This window comes from Nitrosomonas communis, from assembly GCF_001007935.1.
In the GTDB taxonomy this organism is placed as follows: domain Bacteria; phylum Pseudomonadota; class Gammaproteobacteria; order Burkholderiales; family Nitrosomonadaceae; genus Nitrosomonas; species Nitrosomonas communis.
The window spans coordinates 1,713,354-1,735,071 of record NZ_CP011451.1; the positions used below are offsets into that span (position 1 = coordinate 1,713,354).

The window sequence follows — 21,718 nt, forward strand, 5'->3', positions numbered from 1 at the left end:
TCCCTTTAAGCCATTTCGGGCGCACTAACCCTATCGAAACTGAAATACCCTTTTCGAATCAGCGTCGCTACACGCTTGATGTTATAGACGAGGTTGAGTAAGCCTATTTGTACTTTTGCTCTCCCATAACCTATGGTACGAATCGTGATTCCGCCCAGTTCATTCGTCATCGAACCAAACACATGCTCGACTCGTGCACGCACCCGTGATTTCTCTTTGTTACTGGATTTTTGTGCTTGCGTGAGGGGATGATTGCGAGCGCCTTTTTCGTGAATCTGACTCGTGTATTTTGAGGTGACCAGACTTTCTTCCTGTGCATTGCTGCGGTATGCTGAGTCCGCATAAATATCTGCGCCTCCCACTTCAGGGGATTGCAGCACTTCTTCCAAAACCTGACTGTCATGAATTTGCGCTGAAGTAACTTCCCATGTGGTTATCAGCTTGGTATCGCGATCCATATTGACGTGATCTTTGTAACCATAAAATGATTCGCTGTTCTTCTTCGTCCAACGCGCATCAATGTCTTTTTGCGCCAGTTTGTGGGGATTCTGTCCCCATTCAATCGGAACGGCATCTTCTTTAATCATCTTGTTTTCTTCACGTGTATTGCGTTGTTTAGGCACACTCACAAAGGTCGCATCAATGATCTGACCTGACTTCAGTTCTACCTCCAACTCTCGTAAACATTCATCGAATCTTGCAAACAGACGATCCATCAGATGGTTCTCTTTCAACTCTTCCCGGAACGACCACATGGTCTTTGCGTCAGGCACTACCCCTGCCAGACCAAGTCCCAAAAACCGCATGAAACTCAACCGGTCCCGGACTTGATACTCCAGCCGATCATCCGACAGATTATTCATTCTTTGTAATACCAGCATTTTGAATAGCATCACCCGATCAAAGGGTTTGCGGCCTGCTTCACTTTTCCGGGGCTTCGTCGTTGTCTCTGCAAGAAGATCAGCGAATAGATTCCAATCGATTATGCGATTCAGCTCTTCAAGCGGATCATTTAACTTACTTAGCTGAGCATATCGATTGTCAAGGTCAAAAAAACCGAGTTGCATGGTGAGGACTCATATCGGGGAGCATAATCTCATTATTATACATTTTAAACAACGTGTTATCCTGGACAAATCAAGAAAATACTACTTTCTCCTAACGCGCCTCATTTTATAGCTTGAATTTTTAGAGGTGCCCTATTGATCAGAGCGCTGTCGTTATTTTACGACACTCATAATTTTTCCTACATTTTTTTGTTGAATTATAGAAAAAAATACTTATCCTAAGTATAACGCACTTATATTCAAAATTTTCATTTGATAGTTAATAGATAAATCTTATCTAAGATGAAAAAAAGGAGAATAAATGGCTTGGTTAAATGCTGTCATTGTGGGTTGCTGTGGTATTGTTGCGGCAGGTGTTGCCAGTATAGCTTATCGCAACAGTAAGAATAACAATCATCTTTACTATATTATTTTCATAGTAACGATGATCTTATCTTTCGGAGCATCACAGGCATTCATTCTTCCAATTATTAAAGCCGAATCCTCCACAACAACTACCTCTAATGAGAAGCTTCTAGACCATTCTGCGCTTAAATTAATAAAATGGTACGACACAGAAAGCTATAACAGAATAAAAAATGAATTCTATCAAGTAATAAAAGAAGGTCAGAGCAAAGAGGAGGCTATGGCAGCCCTCCATAACATGATTCCAACATTTGTTCAAAAACATTTGCCAAATGCGTCTGACGAAGCAGCGATAAAATATGCAGAAGCCAAAGTACGTGAACTGACAGAATTAATGCAGAATGGAGAAGATTTATGTTACCCATTTCTCTTTCCACAGATGGGGCAAACATTAAACTCAACCAAATATATCTCTGATACTACTAGGGAAGTTAGTCTTGCAGCCTTGAGTAATATTGTTAGAACTTCATTTGTGTCATCTCAAGATATTCCGAGTGTGGAGGAAGTATCTAGTATTCTTGAGCCCGTTATCTACACAGAATTAAATAAATATGGACAAGATCTCGCTTTGATACAAGAACCAGTCATGAATAAAACCGATAAAATTAAAGTATGCGAAATCACAATAAAAATGTACAAAAGCTTCCTCCAATTACCATCAGTGGAGGGAAGTAAGGTTATACGATATTTAGCGGCACAGAAATGACCAAAACTATAAAAGTGGAAAATGCTATTAACACTAAAAAGTTTATTTTCGATGTGAGGCTCACTACAATTCGGTTCGGTCAATGACTGGCACTCGCCGCCCCCCTCATCCCTTCTTATTCATATTGAATATTTCTCGGTACAATTTCGGTACAGTTGGCAATAACTCTTAGGGTCAGGCCTTACAATTGGCATCACAACCCTAATGCTTTAATCTTCAACAAGTTTAAATCTAAATAAGATGCGCAGATAGCAAGATTGCTACGCATTGAGTTTGCCGGGGCACTGTATTATAGAACATGTAACAGCACGCGGAAACGCACGGGAAGATATCTATCATGATGATATTGATCATCAACAGTTTTTGCTGTTGCTACAGAACACAGTCATCGTTATGACTGGTATTGTCATGCCTATTGTCTCATGGACAATCACTATCATTTATTGGTTGAAACCAATTCTCCCATCCTATCCAAGGGAACGAAGTATCTCAACGGCACTTATACGCAATATTTCAATCGGCAGCATCAGCGTGATGGCCACACGTATTTCAAGGCCGTTTCAAAGCCATATTAGTGCAGAAAGATACCTATCTGCTGGAATTGGCGCGTTACATTGCCTTGAATCCGGTGCGGGCACAGATGGTGCGAAGTGCCAAAGCGTGGCGCTGGGGCAGCTATCGCGCAACCGCTGGATATGAAGAAAACGCTGCCTGTTTAACGACTGAAAGGATCCTCGCTGGATTTGACAAAACAAAGCCAAAGCGCATCGCGCAGCAACACTATCGGGATTTTGTTAAGGCCGGTAAAGAGCAACCCTCCCCTGGCAATGATTGAAGAACCAGATTTATTTGGATGATGACTTTGTCAATGATATTCAGCGTAAACTCGGCCCTGAACAATCACTCAAAGACATACCCAGAAAGCAAAAACAAGCTCCCATTAAACCATTAAGCTACTTTGCTGATCACTATAAAAGCCGTGACGAAAGTATGGCTCAGGCGTTTTCAAGCGGCCACTATCCGCTCGCTCAAGTAAGAGAGTATTTTGGTATAAGTTATGCTATCGTGAGTCGGGCTGTGAAGCAGGCGAAAAAAACAGGGATGTCAAATGCAAGCTCTGACCCTAAGATATTACACAAACTCTTCCAATCGTGATGTGATGATTCTTATGTCGAACTCACGTTAAGATAAGATTTTGTCCTGCCAACTCTATTGTGAAATATCGTTTGCTGGCCGCTCGGTAGTAATTTTGGTCGCTCAGCAGGTGTTAGTTGAAAGTGATTTGCAAGCGAATCAATAGCCTTACGCATTAAATACTCTTTTCCGTCTTCTATATATTTCAGGAGTGGTAGCATGCAGGTTTGATAATCAGGGATCGTCATGAATGATTGCTGGCTGCAAATTAATAATTCTACATCCTGAATTTCTTGAATAAGGTAATAGATAACTCCTTTATCTTAAGAATGAGTAATGGTTATCCGGTGTGTACTATTATTAAAAATATATAAGAGGAAAAAGGAAATTTAAATGCCAGGTTTTAAGGAAACGTCCAATGGATCTGATAAAAGATGTTATGCAAGTTCCAGGATCTCGATTGAGCACGCGACGGAACATGTGCGGCGTCTTGACGATACACCGAGCGCATCAATGGTATAAGTATCGCATGGATATTTTGCATGCATTTGCGTAAGGGGTCATTGCACGATGCCGCGCGCATCGCCGCGCTGGTAAATTCTGCTTACCGCGGGGATAGCAGCCGTCACGGCTGGACGACTGAAGCAGACTTTATTGACGGCCAGCGCACAGACACATCCGAGATTGAGGAAATCTTGTCCGCTGATAATCAATGCATTCTCCTCGCCGAGCGCAATGAGGAAATCATTGGCTGCGTCCATCTAGAAAAACGCGATGCCAATGTCTGCTATTTCGGTATGTTTGTCGTGAAACCGGAGTTGCAGGCGCAGGGCCTCGGGAAACGCCTCATTATGGAAGCTGAGCGATTCGCATCACACCGGCTCGCCTGTACCATTATGCAAATGCACGTCATCTCAATTCGAAACGAGCTAATCGCTTGGTACGAGCGCCGTGGATATCGTCGAACCGACGAACGTCGTCCGTTCCCATATGGCAACGAACGCTTCGGTATTCCGCTTCGAGATGATCTCGAATTCATCGTCTTTGTGAAAGAATTAAAGGTTAATTAGCCCATGCATAAATAATAAGGGGCGGAGCATCCAACTGGAGTGGAATGTTAAAGTGCGCGGTTGTAGCCACAATAGGAAATCTGCAAAGGATATTGTATCGCAAGACTTGACCCCTTTTTGCACTCAATGGACTGCATCCATCTGCATAGCTTAAAGATACGCTAATTATACTCCCCCCTGGCCCAATAATTGTATCGTGAATTACTGCCGTTAACACAAAAACTCATTAAATCACTAAGCCAGAGAGAATGACATGTGGTGTTGTTGAGCGCTTACACATAATCGCCGTTCGGCCTGAGCTTGTTGAAGGCCGATGTCAGTTTCTTAGCAGCCCGACAAGCTCACCGTGAACAGGAAAGAGTTTGGTGTAATCATTACTCGGTTTAATTAAAATTTTCCAAAAGACCGCGGAAGAAACGACTAGCTCTAAATACCGTACAAGATAGTTCAGGCTGTAGACTGTCAATAACAAAAGGGTAGATCAATTTGTTATGCAAAAGCTGTCGAAAAAGAGTTGTTTGCTCGAACTATTAATCTATTTTGTGGACAAGATAAGATAACACTTTGACAGGAAATATTGCCTTAGCTTCTGCAATTTTAGAGCGGATTTTGCATGCTTATCAGCCAGATCAAAGATAAGCAGCTATAAATTAAATCAAAAAAATTCAGCTGGTTTTTTCAAATCTGTTACAACAGAAAATATTTAAATGGATGGATTAAATTTAACATGTAGATATTAGCTCAATTGAGCCATCCTTTAGGCTGCTGTTGGCAAGCGGTTGTACTACACAAGATAAAGGAATACATAAAGAACATGGGTGCACGTTTAGTAAATTTTCTAGAGTGGCTAGAAAATTGGCTTTTACGGTTTCCTAAGACACTGATTTTTCTTATGCTTATGCTATGTGTGGTCAGTGTCTACTATGCTGTGCACAATTTAAGAATCGATACAGATACGACTAAGATCCTGTCTAATAAATTACCTTTCCTTCAAGATCGAGAGCGCTTTCTTAAAGCTTTTCCGCAGGATAACGAAGCTATTTTGGTTGTCATAGATGCGCCGATACCTGAAAGAACGAGCGAGGCGCTCAACTACCTCAAAAATAAATTCTCTCAAGACACACAAAACATCCAGTCAATTTTCATTCCTGGAGAAGGGAAATTTTTCGAACGTCATGGTCTGCTTTACCTCGATCTCGAAAAACTTCATGAATTGGTCAATACCTTGGCAGAAGCCCAGCCCTTTATTGGTGTTCTGGCTGATGACAATAGTCTGAGCAGCCTATTTTCTATTATAGAGCGAGCTATCACAACAACCACCGAAGATCAGAAGTTACCAGTGGATCTGAATCCGCTGCTCGAAAAAATCAGCAATGGGATACAAGCAGTTATTAAAGATGAAAATTATCAGCTTTCCTGGCAGCAATTGATATTTGGAGAGAATGAAGCGTTGCTGAGCACGCAGTGTTATATGCTACTCAAACCGAAATTAGATTTCACCGCTGTACAACCTTCAGAAGTGGCGCTGAATAGTATCCGCACCATCGTCAAAACAGCAAAAACACAATTTCCCGATGTACGGGTCAGGCTTACCGGGGAAGTGGTGCTAGAAAATGATGAGCTGGAAAGTATAGAGCAGAGTACGCTGATTGCCTCGTCGATTTCTTTGCTCCTGGTCTGCCTTTTATTATTGATTGGCCTTAAGTCTGTGAGGCTGGTGTTGATAACTTTCACGTTGCTGGTCATCGGTCTGGCGCTCACCGCAGGCTTCGCTACACTTGCTGTGGGTCATCTCAACCTGATTTCTATTTCTTTTGCTGTTTTGTACATTGGTATCAGCGACGATTTCACCGTTCAGATTTTGTTACGCTATCGGGAATTGCAACAGCAGAATCTTACCCAAGCCCAGGCACTAGCAGAAGCCATTCGTAAAGTTGGGCCCTCGATCACACTTTGTGCCATTACCACGACAACGGGCTTCTTTTCTTTTATACCCACTGCTTACGTCGGTGTTTCCGAGCTTGGTGTAATTGCTGGGGGAGGAATAGTTATTGCCTTAATCGTTTCTTTGATAATGTTGCCGGCATTACTCATACTGTTTCCGCTAAATCCAGCCAAGGTACAAGCAGAGCAAAATATCTTTCCTCAATGGGTCTATCATTTTCCGATTCAACATCGGATAGCTATCAAGTGGAGTGCATTAGTACTCACCTTGGCCGGTGCTATGTTATTGACTCAAGTACGGTTCGATTTTAATCCCCTTAATCTACGAGATCCCGAAAGCGAATCCCTCTCTACTTTTAGGGAGTTGCTGGAAACAAAAAACTCATCTCCTTTAACACTGACAACTCTGGCTAACAGCAAGCAGGAAGTTCTTAATACCGTACAGAAGTTGGAGACACTAGATTCCGTCGAAAGTGTTGTTACCATATTCAATTTTTTGCCAAATAATCAGGAAGAAAAACTGATAATCATGCAGGATCTCTCTTTAATATTGGGCCTGTATATAACCTCTTTCCCTCCATTGATAGAAGATAGCTTAGAAAGAAATGAACAGTCATTGAGGAATTTTCTTGCCAGTACTGACAGAAGCTTGGCTGCAAATCCATCAAAACCACGAGCAGAAAATTTGCATCGGCTTCATGGTGACTTGCAACGTTTGATGGAGGTTTTAGGAAAACTGCCTTTAGAGGAGCGGGCGGCAAGATTAACGCAGTTACAATGGAATTTATTGGGTACTTTGAATGAATCTATGAACAGGCTATTGATGGGTCTTCAAGCAGACATCGTCACACTGAATAAATTACCCGGGGATTTGGCAGAACGCTGGCTGAACCCTGAGGGAATTTACCGAATCCAAATATTTCCCAAGAAAAACCTCAACGATCAAGAAAATCTCAAAGACTTCATCGCCGATGTAAGAACGGTGGCACCTCATGCCACGGATTTGCCCGTAATTTACCTGGAATCTGGTAATGCCGTAGTATCAGCCTTTCAGGATGCGCTAATGTATGCACTGACCACCATTTTTCTGGCTGTATTGGTCATGCATCGTAGCCTCAAAGATACGGTTCTTATTCTGCTGCCGTTGCTGATAATGGCGATACTTATAGGCGCATCAACAGTCCTGCTGGATATTGCGTTCAATTTTGCCAATATTATCGTCATTCCCTTGTTATTGGGGTTGGGTGTGAACAGCGGTATTTACATTATGCATCGACTTCATTCCATGCCAAATAAGGAACAGGATGTATTAAAAACGAGTACGGCAAGAGGTGTGATTTTAGGCAATTTGACTACACTTTGCAGTTTTGTCAGCATGGCATTCTCACCTCATTTAGGATTGGCCAGCATGGGGTTGCTATTGTCCATCGGGCTTACTTTGATCATCTTGATTTCCTTGTTAGTGCTTCCAGCCTTCGCCTGCAAATCAGCAAACTATTAGGGTCAGGCCTTACAATTATCATCAGTATCCTGATATTTTAATCTTCAACAAGCTTAAAGTTACATAGAATGCGCAGATGGTGCTAAGTGCTAAAGCGTGGCGCTGGAGCAGTTATCGCGCAACGGCTGGATATGAGAAAAATGATCCTATTTTCCTCAGTTGAACCTATAAAAACAACCGAAAACGTAGTACTGTCAAGGCTTTATGGCTGAATAAAGGAGTCACCCAATGGGTGAAAAGGATTTTGAGGAAAAAGGAGCGGCAAAGGCGGTAAGTAACGCCGTGCAGGAGATGGAGCAATCTGCAGAGGAGATGTGTTTGTCGACTCCTGGTGGTCGATTTCACGTGCGCTGGGATGAAAACGGAAGTGCCACAGCCATGGGTCAGTTGGCATTTTTTTCTGAATTCCTGGAAGTTACCGGCTTATTTGCCCGTTGGGTAGAAGGATGCCCGCTTTCTTACACGAGTCCTAATGCGCCTGCTGTGGTTGATTTACTGGGTACCTGGTTGCTCTCCATTCTTGATGGGCAGCGACGCTATGCCCACATCGCCGGGCTACCAGGAGACGAAGTGGCTCCTGAGATACTTGGCATGGGCAAGATTGTCAGCGATGAGAGCTTGCGTCGCGCGCTGAGTGCGCTTGCGCCAGGTTTACCCAAACGTTGCGATGAATCGCAACGTGCTGTCTGCCTGGCTCAACTGATGAAGAGTACGATCTGGATGGATACAGCGCTCAGCGAGAGTACTCGTGAGGCCTTGAATACTGCCTGGATTCTTGACGCTGATAGCAGCGTCAAGCTGTTATATGGCCGTCAAACAGGTGCTGAGATCGGCTACAATCCTAGCAAGCCGGGACGGCCAAGCCACACCTTGCATACGTATTGGATTAGCAATGTTCGTCTGGTGCTTGATGTTGAAGTGCAAAGCGGTAAATCTCATGCTGCCAAACATAGCCTACCCCGTCTGCGGCAGTTAATCGAAGACTTGGCTCTTGAAAAGCGTCCTGCGTTGGTGCGTGGCGACAGTGCTTTTGGCAATGAAGGCGTGATGGCTGGAATGGAACAGATTAATCAGCGTTATCTGTTCAAACTGCGCCAGACTGCTGGAATTAAACGTTTGATCGAGCGGAAATGGCAGCAAAACCAGTGGCAGCCTGTGGGGCAAGGCTTTAACGCAGTAGAGGATCAAATCCAATTGGCAGGCTGGAGTCGCGCGCGGCGGATAGTGGTGCTGCGGCGTCAAGTCAAAAACAATCTGGCAGTCGAAATGAATGCTGATACTCAACAGGGAACCCTGCACTTCGTTGACCATCTAGATAAGATCAAAGTATGGGAATAGGCTGTTTTAGTGACCAGTGCTGATTATTCATTGGAAGCCTTTGGTCAATGGTATCGGGATCGGGCAGATTGCGAGAATGGCTTTGATGAGTTGAAAAACCAATGGGGTTGGGGTGGCTATACCACTCATGACCTGGAGCGCTGTAACCTCTCAGCACGAGCAGTCGCGCTCATTTATAACTGGTGGAGCGGGTATGTTCGCCTGGCACACCCCAAAACACATCTGGAAGCAATTACCAGTCGCCCTTTACTACTAAATGGGGTTGCTCGTCTGACTCGACATGCAGGTCAATCTCGACTATTGCTTACATTAACTCATGAGGCGGGTGATCAAATCAAAACAATGATCAGCAGTATCCGTAAGGGTTTTGATTTCATTCTAGCAAATGCGCCTCAGTTGCCAAAAGTGGAACGTTGGCCTACCTTGGTACGCTACATTATCGACAAAATCTTTGCAGCCGGACCAAAAAATCCACCAGTTCTCGATTTGCCAACCTTTCATTTGGCTTCCAATTCGGGTTAAAAGAGGAATTTAGGATGATGCCTGTTTAACTACTGAATGGATCCTCGCTGGATTTGACAAAATAAAGCGCGTCGCGCCACAACACTATCGAGCTTTTGTTAAAGCCGGTAAAGAACAACCCTCCCCCTTGGCAATGGTTGAAGAACCAGATTTATTTGGCTGATGATGATTTTGTCAATGACATGTAGCATAAACTCAGTCCTGAACAATCACTCAAAGGACATATCCGGAAAGCAAAAACAAGCTCCCGTCAAACCACTGAGCTACTTTGTTGATCGCTATAAAAATCGTGATGAAGGTATGACTCAGGCGTATTTAAGCGGACACTGTACGCTTGCTCAAGTAAGTGAGCATTTTGGTGTGAGCTATGCTACCGTGAGTTGAGCTGTGAAACAGGCGGAAAAGAGAAAACGAGAACGTCAAATATACGTTCTGACCCTAAGATATTTTCAATAATTTGCTGGGTTAATTAAAAGTCATTATATGTTGAGCAAAGAAATTTTAGTATATGTATCTGTGACTCCACGTGTTGCTTGGACGAGCGATAAAAATTAATGTATTAAAAAAATGGAATGAGTGTTTTGGTTAAGCAGATCTCATCTCTCTAGAAAATCAGGCAAATTTCTTGAATACCGAGGAAGCCACTATTAATTAAATCTGCTCAGCTTGATTCTTACTTATCCTGCTACTCATCGATCAATAGCTTCAAAAACTTTAGTCCCAGGGTAATATGTTTTACCCCATTGAACTAAAGCTTGAAGTACAGGTTTAAGATCCTTTCCTTTTTTTGTCAAAACATATTCATATCGAATTGGTTTCTGTTGATATGCTTGTTGAATGGCAAGCCCGGCAGTTTCTATCTTCTTTAATCTGTCTGACAATATATTAGTAGCAATGCGTTCTGGAGATTCCAGAAATTCTTGATAGCGTTTTTTACCTAATAGCAGATCACGAATAATCAGTAAAGTCCATTTATCGCCCAGAAGATCGAGTGAGCACGTAATTGGGCAATATGACCGCTCAAAAATCGATTTATCCATTTCATCATTCATAAATTAGTTTTCCTGAAAATAAAAGGAAAGCTTTATATCTTGTAGTTAGCAAACTTATAAGTTATATTAACTTGCATTATGCAAGTAACTCGTAATATTAATATTAATTGTGGCAAGGATCAATCGCATGATAAAACTTTATCAATTTGAACGCACCTGGGGAATTCCAAACTTAAGCCCATTTTGCTGCAAAATCGAAACGTATCTACGCATGGCTGGTATTGAATATGAAATCAAACCGGCACTACCTTTTAGTACTCCCAAAGGTAAATTGCCCTACATTCAGGATAACAATGAAGCAATAGGCGATTCTCGTTTTATCATTAATTACCTTAAATCAATTTACAAAGATTTGGACGAAGGACGAAGTGCGGCGGAATTGGCAGGAGCCATAGCGATGCAACGTTTGCTTGATGAACATTTGTTCTGGATTTTGCTTTATTCGCGTTGGCAATATACAGATGAAAATTGGCAAATTAACAAGAAAGCAATTTTTGGTGGGCTACCTCCCATTATTCGGGATATTGTTGCAAATAGATGGCGTCCAAAAATCAAACGACAAATTTATGGTCATGGTACTGGCAGGCATCAAGCAGAAGAAATTTTTACATTAGGTAAACTAGATATTGATGCGTTATCAGCAAGTCTGGGGAGTAAGCGGTATTTTCTAGGGCATCAACCTACTACATTGGATGCTTGTGCCTTCGGTCACTTAATTAATATTATCGGCTGTCCAATTGAATCCCCCCTTAAGGAACATGGTTTGTCAAAAAACAACTTAATTGATTATGTTGAACGAATTCAAGGTGAATTCTATCAAGATCTGAAAAATAGTAATCCTTCCTTAACTCCTCAAGTTGAAATACCGTGAGTAAGTAAGCTGAAGCTTTCTACATAAAAATAAATCATATTGATAAAGTTGTTAATATTCCGGTAGCCTCTGGCGCGCTGTTTGGTAAGCTGTATCTTGTTATTGATGTTCTCAAGAATGCCATTGGTCAGACAGGATTCAACAAGGTGAATAATCCCATTCCAATGAGGGGTGACCGTGTGAGCGAAAGCCTGAAAAGCTGGAATACCGGCTTGGTTAACCTCATTGCATACAAAGATGTCAAATCTTGCAATGCAATATTTTTTTGTATTTGACAATGCAAGATTTGCACCTTTATAAGAGGTACTTAATGGGCAGGCCTAGTCTAAAGAATTTGCATTCTAGCTTAGCTTTCATTCCTCTATTTTTTTCTTTATTCGCACCTGACCCGGAAATGTACAACCTCCTCGGGTAAGTCAAGCAGGGGCAACCTGCATTCGGCATAGTATATATTCTACCGCCATGCGCATACTGGTCCCAGTAGAATGCTCTTATCAGAAATTGGAGTACTCGCTATCGTCGTGGCAATCCGTCCTTTTTTGTTTCCTTGAGAATAACTCGTCCTGCATTCAAGCTTTAATTTTAGGCGTATGTACGCTTGCGCACAGAGAAAGCTCGCTGCGAAGCGTACGCTAAAGATGTTCCTGGTTTTATCAAACCGGAGATAAAGAATCCAAACACATCATAAGTGTTTTTTGAAATGACTAAATAGGAGAGCAATTATGCCTACGAATAAAGGAAAGGATGAGGACAATAAGGGCACCAGCCAGCGTGGTTTTGCTTCTATGGACGAAGAAAAACAGCGTGAAATTGCGAGCAAGGGCGGCCGTGCAGCTCACGAGAAGGGCACTGCGCATGAGTTCACTTCAGAAGAAGCACGCGAGGCGGGCCGTGCGGCTCACGAGAAGGGTACCGCTCATGAGTTTACTTCTGAAGAGGCGCGTGAAGCGGGCAGGAAAGGAGGGCATGCTGCTCATGAAAAAGGTACAGCCCATGAGTTTAGCTCGGAAGAGGCACGTGAGGCAGGTCGTAAAGGTGGACAGTCAGGTGGCAAAGGCCGCTCTGAGGATGAAGATGAATCATCTTCCTCTACCCGTGGCGGGACATCTGAGCAGCATGCTAAAGCAGGCAGCCAAAGCCATAAAAATCGCTAACCAGCAATAACAACGACGAGCAGATTCATCTGCTCGTTATTTTTTGTGCCAACACAAATAATGATGTGTTGGTTAATCCTGGCATTACTCTTCATTCACTACTAAGCCTAAAAGGAAATTACTATGAGTACTCATACACAAAGAAACGTAGTGCTATCTTCACAAACAGATTGGTGGACCATTAATTGGGGCGCTGTTTTTGCGAGCCTGGTTTTTATTTATGCCTTAAGCTGGTTAATATTCACTCTCAGCGCGGCGATTGGCTTCAGTATTGTCGAGGTTCCAGAAATCAAGCATATCGATACCAAATCAGAAACACTAACCGTTAGTATTGCATTATATGGATGGTATATTTTGACTGCCTGGGTAGTGTATCTTTTAGGCGGCATCCTGGCTGGTAAACTTTCGGGTCATATTGATCAGCGTGCAGCTACCTTGCATGGCGTAGTGGTGTGGTCTATTACCATTGTTATTGCCGTTATATTGGCCTCCATGGGCGTTAACAGTTTGTTGAGTTCTGCAGCCGGGGCAATAAAAACCACAGCTACAGCTGGTACGAATATAACGAAAGCATTTTCATCCGATAAAGAAGGAGCAATATCACAATTACCTTCTTCTTTACAGCCTTTAATCGCCTCAATAAAACAAGGGATTAGGAAAGGAGCCTCTCAAGATGAAAAAAAATTAGAGAAAGCTGCCGAACAAATTGATCCACAAGCTTTAGGTTTAATCGCGACTGCACTCATACGAGGTGATGAGCAGGAGGCGAAAGAGATTATTGCAAGTAATACTGATTTAGATGAAAAAGAAATCGACGAACTGGTCAGTTCAGTAAAAACCAAAGCAGATAAAATTGGTAAAGACATCCAGAGAAAAGCTGATGAAGCCAGAGGGTACGCAGCTGGAATTCTCTGGTTAATGTTTTTAAGCTATATTGTAGCCTTAATCGCAATCATTTTTGGCGCCAGATATGGCGCTAAGAAATTAGCTTCTTCTATTCAGCAAGCTTAACTTATACAAAACAAATATAGCCGGATCTCTGCAGCGTTCGTTGCGGAGATCTTCATTAAATTATACTGTTCGTCATATTATTAGCGTATTTAAGGGATCCTGCTTAAAGAGCAGGTTTAGAATAAAAAATTGGTATTCTAGCTTTAGTATCTCTATTTTTTTCTTTATTCGCGACCCGAGCCAACCTGAAGATGTAAGTGAAGAAAATTTTGGTTTTCTCAGTTGAAAAAAATAATAAGTTGTAAATTGATTGAACTCTCTATTGCGAGCACTCTCAATGGTAATCAGGCTTATTTCTTATACTGAAAAAGTTAACGGATCAGTGAAAGTTATTTATGAACATTTTTCAGAAAATAATAATAACTGCAATGGTGGCGATCTTCTTTCAGGTATCGGCTTTATCCAAGAACGCCTTATCAGCAGAACTTCTGCAAAAGCCACTTATTACGGGGGCAAGCGTAAGTGCAGATTGGGGAACATTAAGCCCTGGTAAGACTCTTGCTTTACGGTATACTGAAAAATCGAATATTAAAACCATCGCTTTCGGCGGCCAGCCTGGTCGAGAAGTAATCAAAAAAATTCAGCCTAATGATTTCAAGGATCGAAGCATTATTATTGCTGTTGATTTCTTTTTCTGGGATTCAACTTTGCCCGAAATCAGCAATAGTATTCAAGCATTGGAAAGTATGATGAGTCAGGCATCAAATCTGAATGTGCCTATTGTATTAGGCGAAATTCCCGAACTCCTGCCAGGAAAACAAATTAACCGTACCCGGTTAAATCAGGAAATTGTGGCAAAATGCGCTTCTTATAAGCAATGTTTTCTCATGCCGTTTGATCAACTGCACCGCCAAGTACTCAGAGAGGGTTTCCTTGAAATTAAAGGGCGCAGATATTCAATGGGAGAGCTTGTACCGGATGGTTTACACTTAAGTCAACCAACGACCGAATATCTTGCCGATATCATGTTTGCTATTTTAAATAATAAAAATATTCAGAATGATGGCAGGATTCAATTGCTTTAAACTCAGTGCGCGCATTTAAAGAATAGAAGGGAAAGTTAGGGTTTCTTCTTTAAAACTGTAATCTGCCCGTCAGATTCCATGTATGCCTTTTCAATTTCTTTTAGATCGGTAATTTCATGCTCACGCAATTTAGAAAGTAACTCTGATTCTGTCATATATTCTTTTTGCATGTTGCGCCAAAGAATCTGGCCTTTATTTATAAGTAAGAGAGGGGCCGGTTCTAACACTGATTTAAGTTGTGGCACATGAAAAGAAAGCCAATCGAGAAACTGATTCCAGCAAATAATAGTGCCGATAAGGATAAATGCTTCACTTACTGAGCGATAATCACCAGCCATACCATTTTGAGCCGCATCTGCAACAATGACAAGTATAAGGATATCAGCCATTCCGATTGAACCGACTCGCCGTTTAATCAACACCCGGAAAATAACAAAAAGGAAAAAGTAGATGGCAGTACCACGTACCACAAGCTCTAACGGAGAAACGGTAATGCCAAAAATTTCGTTCCAGTTAATATTCATATTGAAGAGACTTATATCATCCTATTAATGTTAAACAGTATCTGGATAAATTAATTTTTAGGTAAATAAGTAAATGAGTAAGTCTCTTTTAGTGAAGGCACTATGACGGATAACTAAAATTTACGTGCACTACATCGGGGAATCAAGGAAAAGTACCACGGTTACCCTTTCGCATTTTCTCGGTGCGATGGTCTTCTCCTACTTTTAAATCTTCGCGATTACGTTTTTGTTGCTTTGGATCTCCCCTAGCATCGCCTGGCTTTTTTCCTGTTTGCGGTGTATCTACTGATAGATTTTTAGAAGGATCTTCTTTATCGATTTTTGTCTCGTCGTTAGCATTTGGCATACATCCTCCTTTGATAAACAATCGATTAAGTTATATTTTATTGAGGATGTAGCCTTATGAAAGTTCAAACAGTTTGAGGAAAACATAGCGATATGTGTACCTAAAAACAGGCCTAGAAGAAAGAATTTATATTCTAGATCTGTCCCTTGAGTACTTACACAGCCAGCGAGGAAGCGGAAAATTTTACCGATTGCACCTAACGATGATTAGAGCTATTGCTCGCAAGAACAGGAATTTTTGATTTGCGGCCTGGCCTCTACCCTTCTCTTCTTAATTATCGAGACTGTCAACGATTAATTGAAAATATCCCGCAAATTGAGCAATCCCGCCATCGCAGCCCATTTAATTTCTTTGTTAAATAATAGCTGGGCTAGTGGCTTACACCTTCCGAGAGAAGAAACCATCTCTTAGTATTAGATTTTCTAATATCCTTCCAGCCGTAGTGTGATGATTCTTATGTCGAACTCACGTTACATTAACGTGAGTTCGACATAAGAAAAGCTGTAAAAGAAACCTGAATTCCTTATGATGAAATGGTTTTGCAAAAGAATTTCATCATGAGAGGAGTCAGATTTCCATGGATACTACAACGATTTTTTGTGAGAGTGACGAATTTTGTAAAGAGTTTGAGCCGCAATGGGAGCAGCACTTATTAGAGTCATCGCTGAAACAGCGTCGGCGGCAAGGAGCGCTGTGTCTAAGCGAAATCATGACCATCATGGTCGGGTTTCATCTATCCGGGTACCGGACGTTTAAACACTATTACCTGAATTACGTGTTGAGGTATCAGCGTGATTATTTTCCAGGGTTGGTGAGTTACCACCGCTTTGTGGAGCTGTTGCAAGGTAGCCTGGTGCCTTTGTGCTGTTTTCTGACCAGTCGCTTTGGGCAATGTAGTGGGATCAGTTTCATTGATTCGACTAAGATTAGTGTGTGCCATAATCGCCGTATTGGGTCTCATCAAGTAATGGCAGGGTTTGCTGCCCGGGGAAAGACCAGCATGGGTTGGTTTTATGGATTCAAGCTGCACCTGGTCATTAATGACCAGGGAGAATTGCCAGGGGTAAAAATAACGGCGGGCAATGTGGATGACCGTGACCCGGTACCAGAGGTGACCCGCTCCTTGTTTGGCAAACTCTTCGGTGACCGGGGCTACATTTCGCAATCACTCTTTGAGCAACTCCGCGAGCAAGGTGTGCAGCTCATCACCAAAGTACGCAAGAACATGAAAAACAAGCTGTTGCCGTTGTTTGACAAGCTGCTGCTACGTAAACGTTCGATCATTGAGAGCGTCAATGACCAATTGAAGAATATCTCGCAAATCGAGCACTCCCGCCATCGCAGCCCAGTTAACTTTTTTGTTAATCTGATAGCCGGATTGGTGGCTTACACCTTTCGCGAGAAGAAACCCTCACTTAATATCAGGCTCCCTCAAGCTCTTCCAGTCGTGATTTGATGATTCTTATGTCGAACTCACGTTACATTACTACCCCTTAGAAAGTCTCGCGAAAAATTTTATTGCAGACGCAAAGCCAACTGCTATCGGCCAACAAAACAGAATTTGTTTATGACTTCCCTTATACGCAGACTTCGCTTGGTTAATTCCATTTGTAAATCAAAACTGATTTTGTCGGCTTCACCATGCCGTATTATTGATACTGTCTGCGGCTCGCCTTCGCGCCATTTTTGATTTGGAAATGAAATAACCATAAAAATTGGTTGCACAGTATGTCGCTTGCGCAACATACTGCTCTGTTTTACACAGGAGAGGAGCACTATTTAATCTTTAAGGTTTCTTTCCCATTCACCAACTTGCTTTTCCGCTTCTTCCTTACTGATTCCATATGATTCTTGAATACGGCCAACCAGCTGATCGCGCTTCCCGGCAATTGTGTCGAGATGATCGTCCGTGAGGTTGCCCCATTGTTCCTTGATTTTACCTTTGAATTGTTTCCAATTACCTTCTATTTGATTCCAGTTCATTTTGCGGCTCCTTTTTAGGTTTGAATTGAATTTCTACTGCTTGATGCTCATTTCATCGGGGATGTTTTTTACACCCTTGATTTTCTGTGGAACTTCAATATCCCGGTCAATCTGAGTTTGGTTTTCCACAAAACTGCTGAGTTGAACTTATCCGTAGTGCGTTATTACATTAATTTTTGCCGGCAGTATCTTTTGCTTCACCCTTCACTTGGTCCTTATTCATGATGAATTCCTCAATATTAAGTTAATTCTCTACAAAAAGTACCAGGGTCGGTTCGTGTGCTACAGGCCGCCTCATTAACTTGCGTGAGGTTAAATGTATTGTAATGCTGGCATGACTACGCTTCTGTACGCTAGCTAACATAGGACTCAATGTAATGTTTTTTTCTAAAATAAAGCTGATTCACTTTCCAGGCTAATTATCGTTTTCCGATTTTTCGCTATCTGCTCATGTGTGAATGGTTTCTCAGGGCGGGCTGACCAGACGACCCAAGCGCTGCTGTGAGCAGGGATCAGCAAATTCCGGTAGCGCGCATGCGTTGTTAAAAATCAGTTTCGATGTACTTTATCAGTGGTCGTGTTCGTCACTGAGTCTATTTATCACTTCTTCTGTATCTTTGGATCAATCTGGTTTAAAAAATTCAATACCTGTCGGCTCGGCCGGCGTGATAGCGTTCATACTGCGCCTAAGGCTGGCAATGGATGAGTAAACAACTTTGCGGATCCGGTTGACCCCGCCGAGCGGTCGATGTTCGGATACCGAGTGCCAGGGCGTGTACGAAAGATTTTCACAAAATTTGTGTTGTGCTGGCTTGTCGAAATCTTGTTTGGGGATCGTGATAGTGGCAACTTTAAAAAATGGTGCGACATTCTCCTCCCATTCACTCGTGGACATCTCGACGCTGAGCGCTGCGCTGGCAGGTGTGCTGGTATCACGCGTCTGGAGCATAAATTCAAAGCAAGCGTCATTAGTGCTGAGGTGTTGCTGCATCGCTGCGCGCAAATAATTGGGGTCCTGCCACTTGACTGACGGAAGAGTGTTGTCCATTTGAGTGCAAGGTTTTGCGGAGTATTTCATTGCCCGACGGTTCGCACCAGAGCCTAACTGATAAGGTACCATCGACCAGTAGCGCAAATAGAGCGGGTTGCCGGTTTTCTTGCCACTGATCTTTGCCGCGATGATCGAGCCTTCTACCCCGAGCGAGAGTAGTGCGGATAACCGGGCTAACAGACTTGAGCTGTTGCGCGCTTGAATGAAGCTCAAATATTTCTGTGGATCATTAATGAAGAACACGGGATGATTAATCATTAAAAAATCCTGAGTATGGTTCTCATCGGTCAGAAGTTTTTCTCCGGGAACACCCATGAGTTTGATCGCCATGCCCCGCCCGTCTCCTTCCTTGTCTTCGGCCGTTGGGTCGCTGCTGCCGTTTGAAAAGCGTATCCAAGCCTTATAGTGGGCACCAGGCTGGAAGACGCCGTGCTGGTGTTCGTCCCGAAGCGCTTTATTAACCTGGAAGTCCGCCAGCACGCAACCATGTGCTTTGGTATGAACGTGGCGGAGCGCAGGAAGGTTATCCATATAACGCGATTTGATCGCTTGCTCGATGTTTTTCGTGATAGCCAGCGTTGCAGCTTCTTCTCCTGGCCAAGGCGATTCGCCGAGCTCAATGTCATATTCGATGTTGCTGGCCAGTGTCGGCTCGCTGCCTGAGTGCGCTGCGTGCACGGTGTTTGAAAGCAAACTTTCTTCCGGGATACTGCAAGCGGTCACAAATATCAGACTTGATAAAAGTACTGCCAGCCTTGTTGAAATTGAGTGGTGGATGAGTGGTGGCATAATGGTCTCATGTAAAAGCAGGACAGTAATTCGGGACATTCGCTGGATAGGCCTAAAAATGGTAATTTTCCAGTTCTGTTTGGACTGAGCCTGCGGGAAACCCATTTCCTTCGCTAGTTAATCCAAACAGGGCCGAAAGGGGCTCTTATTTTTCGAGCAGGTAGCTACTGAAATCGATAGGAGAAGTATTACAGGAATCGGGTATCTGGTATGTGCGCTAGCATACAATGAAAGTGACGACGAGTAGAGCTGAAGACGTTCTATGTCCCATTACGGGATCCGTAGCGTAAATGATAGTAAATCGAGTAATAGTAAACCGAGCTCCAGACCGGCAATTCACGAGGCAATTGTCGCTCTACTGACAATGTATTTTCTGAACTTACAAAATGGCATTGATTACCTGACGCATATGCAACTCTCGTGGCTTCCTACAGCTGATACTGACAGATGTGGTTTTAACTATTGCCACGCTCCATCACGCTGGTTGCTTGAAAATGTTTCTGCCATTTTTTGTTGACTCATCATATTGTTTGTTAATAGCAAAAAGACGCTACGTTAACCCAAAACTCACATGTGTGCGCTAGCGCACAGAAACGACAAGGGATTAGGTGTACTTTTTTTATCGGATACGAGTAGATGTTTTGTATTTGAACATCCGGTGTGGGCTGTTTGGTTTGTTTAACGCGAACAACAGTTATAGAAGAGAGAAGACCAAACAAGAGATGAAGCAGACAGGATAGTGACGGTTACAAATTTCATTTTAACATAGGAGCTATTTATGCAGCTTGGACTGTTTGAGCTTCCTTGTGAAGGGTGGGAGGGTATGTACTGGTTACGTTGGGTTTAATGCACATGACCATCGTTTCGGTGACAATTTTTCTACATCGGCATCAGGTGCATTGAACGCTGGAACTGCATCCATAGCTAATCACTGCTTCCGCTTCTGGTTGTGGCTCACTATTGGGATGGTCACCAAGTAATGAGTGGTTATTCACCGCAAGCATCACGCCAAGTGCAACACCTTTGAAGATTCACGCAGTCCTGAGATCTATGGCATCGGAATAGTTCTGTTCAAAGATGCCAAACTTTACCGTATGGAAGCTAGGAACACCGTAACATCGGCTACAAAGGGATGCGGGTGAGTCGCCGGAGGAAGAGCGAGCAGCCCTGGAGCAGGTGCTCTATTCCAGTGAAGTGCTAAGGACCATTTACTCGATGCATAGGAACTGACCGTTCTGTGGAGCCGCTCTACTGCATCCAAGGAACAGCTTGTAAAGTAGCTGGAAGACTGGTGTCAGCGCGCCGAGGAGAGCGGCATCAGAGCATTGCAATAATTCTCTCGGAAATTGCGTTGTTACGACTAACCCTTTGGAAGGAGAAATAAAATGACATTAGGAACAATACTACTGATCATTCTGATTCTGATCCTGCTCGGTGTGATTCCAACATGGCCCTACAGCAGGGGGTGGGGTTACGCCCCCAGCGGCATTCTCGGGTTAGTGTTGCTGATCTTGGTCATTCTGATGCTGATGGGCCGAATATAGCGCTCGGTTAATTGCATGGAAAGTTATATAGTCAAAGTAACAGCGGAATATTACACAACAGGCTCTGTGCTTTAACACGCAGGGCCTGTTTCGGGTATTTTTAGAGAACGAAGGGAAGCACGATTAATTAGCTGGCAATAACGAAGAAATTTATGGCAGGGTTATGCAGAGTGAGGCTGAAAAGTAGATCAATCTCAGCAGTAATCAATCAACTATTCATTCAAGGAGAAACGGTATCGGGCTCTACCATTGAATTTGTGCATGATACCCGTTGTCGAGTACTTTATTTAAGGAACAGGCCTAGAATAAAGAGTTTGTATTCTAGCTTTAGTATTTCTATTCTTTTTTATTCGCGGCATCGCCCTAAGATATAATTTCATTTCTAAATCAAAACTGACTTTGCCGGCTTCACCCTGCCGTATTATTTATACTGTCTGCGGCTCGTCTTCGCGTTATTTACGATTTGGAAATGGAATAAAAACTCTGGTGCTATCATCAGATTTAATGAAATTTTTAATTAGCGCTTGAGCAATTGAAAATATCTTTACTATGTTCCGTAACTGGAGTAGTTAGAGAACTGTTGCGCTGGATGCAACGGTTAAGACTGATGAAAGAAAGAAATCCTTTTCTCTTCATTGACGTAACAGAAAATCTTACAGAAGCTCAAAATTTTACGAAGTA

Annotated in this window: 22 protein-coding genes and 3 pseudogenes; 16 read left to right on the plus strand and 9 right to left on the minus strand. The window is 42.8% G+C overall.

Translation table 11 applies throughout. From position 1 onward, the window contains the following. Window positions 1-5: 5 nt before the first annotated feature. A complete protein-coding gene (locus AAW31_RS07810) occupies window positions 6-1,067 on the minus strand; it encodes an IS5 family transposase (protein ID WP_046848937.1) in 1,062 nt (353 codons plus the stop codon). 301 nt (window positions 1,068-1,368) lie between these two features. On the opposite strand from AAW31_RS07810, the gene AAW31_RS07815 reads away from it, so the two are divergent. The 4 genes and pseudogenes from AAW31_RS07815 to AAW31_RS20550 all read left to right on the plus strand — a co-directional run bounded on the left by AAW31_RS07815 (window position 1,369) and on the right by AAW31_RS20550 (window position 3,333). Beyond that, a complete protein-coding gene (locus AAW31_RS07815; RefSeq protein WP_046849801.1) occupies window positions 1,369-2,178 on the plus strand; it encodes a hypothetical protein in 810 nt (269 codons plus the stop codon). A 377-nt stretch (window positions 2,179-2,555) separates the two neighbouring features. Continuing rightward, window positions 2,556-2,753: pseudogene (locus AAW31_RS23555) on the plus strand (transposase); the annotation flags it as partial. Continuing rightward, window positions 2,753-3,013, plus strand: coding sequence for a hypothetical protein (locus AAW31_RS21905; RefSeq protein WP_200899754.1), 261 nt, complete (start codon window positions 2,753-2,755; stop codon window positions 3,011-3,013). The pseudogene AAW31_RS23555 and the gene AAW31_RS21905, both read left to right, overlap by 1 nt. Window positions 3,014-3,027: 14 nt before the next feature. Beyond that, the gene (locus AAW31_RS20550; protein ID WP_144412883.1) at window positions 3,028-3,333 is read left to right on the plus strand and encodes a hypothetical protein; all 306 of its coding nucleotides are present in this window, start codon (window positions 3,028-3,030) and stop codon (window positions 3,331-3,333) included. A gap of 11 nt (window positions 3,334-3,344) precedes the next feature. On the opposite strand, the gene AAW31_RS23560 is transcribed toward AAW31_RS20550, so the two are convergent. Then, a complete protein-coding gene (locus tag AAW31_RS23560; RefSeq protein ID WP_046849802.1) occupies window positions 3,345-3,560 on the minus strand; it encodes a winged helix-turn-helix domain-containing protein in 216 nt (71 codons plus the stop codon). A 294-nt stretch (window positions 3,561-3,854) separates the two neighbouring features. On the opposite strand from AAW31_RS23560, the gene AAW31_RS07830 reads away from it, so the two are divergent. The 5 genes from AAW31_RS07830 to AAW31_RS20555 all read left to right on the plus strand — a co-directional run bounded on the left by AAW31_RS07830 (window position 3,855) and on the right by AAW31_RS20555 (window position 10,071). Beyond that, on the plus strand, window positions 3,855-4,382 hold the full coding sequence (locus AAW31_RS07830; RefSeq protein WP_046849803.1) for a GNAT family N-acetyltransferase: 528 nt from the start codon (window positions 3,855-3,857) through the stop codon (window positions 4,380-4,382). 814 nt (window positions 4,383-5,196) lie between these two features. Then, on the plus strand, window positions 5,197-7,827 hold the full coding sequence (locus AAW31_RS07835) for an MMPL family transporter (RefSeq protein WP_046849804.1): 2,631 nt from the start codon (window positions 5,197-5,199) through the stop codon (window positions 7,825-7,827). Window positions 7,828-8,055: 228 nt separating this feature from the next. Then, on the plus strand, window positions 8,056-9,165 hold the full coding sequence (locus tag AAW31_RS19750) for a transposase (RefSeq protein ID WP_235264506.1): 1,110 nt from the start codon (window positions 8,056-8,058) through the stop codon (window positions 9,163-9,165). Between the two features lie 9 nt (window positions 9,166-9,174). Next, window positions 9,175-9,687 carry a hypothetical protein gene (locus tag AAW31_RS22700; protein ID WP_235264496.1) on the plus strand — a complete coding sequence of 171 codons (513 nt, stop codon included), beginning with the start codon at window positions 9,175-9,177 and terminating at the stop codon, window positions 9,685-9,687. 177 nt (window positions 9,688-9,864) lie between these two features. After that, on the plus strand, window positions 9,865-10,071 hold the full coding sequence (locus tag AAW31_RS20555; protein ID WP_144412884.1) for a hypothetical protein: 207 nt from the start codon (window positions 9,865-9,867) through the stop codon (window positions 10,069-10,071). 305 nt (window positions 10,072-10,376) lie between these two features. On the opposite strand, the gene AAW31_RS07850 is transcribed toward AAW31_RS20555, so the two are convergent. Next, window positions 10,377-10,739: a winged helix-turn-helix transcriptional regulator gene (locus AAW31_RS07850; RefSeq protein WP_046849805.1), complete on the minus strand. Its 363-nt coding sequence runs from the start codon at window positions 10,737-10,739 to the stop codon at window positions 10,377-10,379. A 127-nt stretch (window positions 10,740-10,866) separates the two neighbouring features. On the opposite strand from AAW31_RS07850, the gene AAW31_RS07855 reads away from it, so the two are divergent. Continuing rightward, window positions 10,867-11,610 carry a glutathione S-transferase family protein gene (locus AAW31_RS07855; RefSeq protein WP_046849806.1) on the plus strand — a complete coding sequence of 248 codons (744 nt, stop codon included), beginning with the start codon at window positions 10,867-10,869 and terminating at the stop codon, window positions 11,608-11,610. On the opposite strand, the pseudogene AAW31_RS07860 reads toward AAW31_RS07855, so the two are convergent. Next, a pseudogene (locus AAW31_RS07860) lies at window positions 11,584-11,840 on the minus strand (transposase); the annotation flags it as partial. The gene AAW31_RS07855 and the pseudogene AAW31_RS07860 sit on opposite strands and share 27 nt — an antisense overlap. A 492-nt stretch (window positions 11,841-12,332) precedes the next feature. Between AAW31_RS07860 and AAW31_RS07865 the strand changes: the two are divergent. From AAW31_RS07865 to AAW31_RS07875, 3 genes are all read left to right on the plus strand, one after another. Then, entirely contained in the window at window positions 12,333-12,764 is a 432-nt protein-coding gene (locus AAW31_RS07865; protein WP_046849808.1) for a KGG domain-containing protein, read from the plus strand. Window positions 12,765-12,914: 150 nt separating this feature from the next. Continuing rightward, a complete protein-coding gene (locus AAW31_RS07870) occupies window positions 12,915-13,775 on the plus strand; it encodes a hypothetical protein (RefSeq protein WP_158441439.1) in 861 nt (286 codons plus the stop codon). A 368-nt stretch (window positions 13,776-14,143) separates the two neighbouring features. Further along, window positions 14,144-14,800 (plus strand): hypothetical protein, encoded by a 657-nt coding sequence (locus tag AAW31_RS07875; RefSeq protein WP_144412886.1) that lies wholly within the window; start codon window positions 14,144-14,146, stop codon window positions 14,798-14,800. A gap of 35 nt (window positions 14,801-14,835) precedes the next feature. On the opposite strand, the gene AAW31_RS07880 is transcribed toward AAW31_RS07875, so the two are convergent. Then, entirely contained in the window at window positions 14,836-15,324 is a 489-nt protein-coding gene (locus tag AAW31_RS07880; RefSeq protein ID WP_046849811.1) for a DUF421 domain-containing protein, read from the minus strand. Between the two features lie 142 nt (window positions 15,325-15,466). Beyond that, complete coding sequence (locus AAW31_RS07885) at window positions 15,467-15,670, minus strand: hypothetical protein (RefSeq protein WP_046849812.1); 204 nt, start codon at window positions 15,668-15,670, stop codon at window positions 15,467-15,469. A 273-nt stretch (window positions 15,671-15,943) separates the two neighbouring features. Here AAW31_RS07885 and AAW31_RS23885 point away from each other — a divergent pair. Together AAW31_RS23885 and AAW31_RS07890 are read left to right on the plus strand one after the other, a co-directional pair. After that, window positions 15,944-16,118, plus strand: a pseudogene (locus AAW31_RS23885) (IS982 family transposase); the annotation flags it as partial. A 129-nt stretch (window positions 16,119-16,247) separates the two neighbouring features. After that, window positions 16,248-17,126 carry an IS982 family transposase gene (locus AAW31_RS07890; RefSeq protein ID WP_046849813.1) on the plus strand — a complete coding sequence of 293 codons (879 nt, stop codon included), beginning with the start codon at window positions 16,248-16,250 and terminating at the stop codon, window positions 17,124-17,126. An 83-nt stretch (window positions 17,127-17,209) separates the two neighbouring features. Here the strand turns inward: AAW31_RS07890 and AAW31_RS07895 are convergent, their stop codons facing one another. From AAW31_RS07895 to AAW31_RS07905, 3 genes are all read right to left on the minus strand, one after another. Then, window positions 17,210-17,416 carry a hypothetical protein gene (locus AAW31_RS07895; protein ID WP_046849814.1) on the minus strand — a complete coding sequence of 69 codons (207 nt, stop codon included), beginning with the start codon at window positions 17,414-17,416 and terminating at the stop codon, window positions 17,210-17,212. 33 nt (window positions 17,417-17,449) lie between these two features. Beyond that, window positions 17,450-17,653 carry a CsbD family protein gene (locus AAW31_RS07900; protein WP_046849815.1) on the minus strand — a complete coding sequence of 68 codons (204 nt, stop codon included), beginning with the start codon at window positions 17,651-17,653 and terminating at the stop codon, window positions 17,450-17,452. 622 nt (window positions 17,654-18,275) lie between these two features. Further along, a complete protein-coding gene (locus tag AAW31_RS07905; RefSeq protein ID WP_046849816.1) occupies window positions 18,276-19,493 on the minus strand; it encodes a catalase family protein in 1,218 nt (405 codons plus the stop codon). Between the two features lie 1,385 nt (window positions 19,494-20,878). Here AAW31_RS07905 and AAW31_RS19760 point away from each other — a divergent pair. Then, a complete protein-coding gene (locus tag AAW31_RS19760; RefSeq protein ID WP_046849817.1) occupies window positions 20,879-21,037 on the plus strand; it encodes a DUF3309 family protein in 159 nt (52 codons plus the stop codon). The last annotated feature ends 681 nt before the right edge of the window (window positions 21,038-21,718 follow it).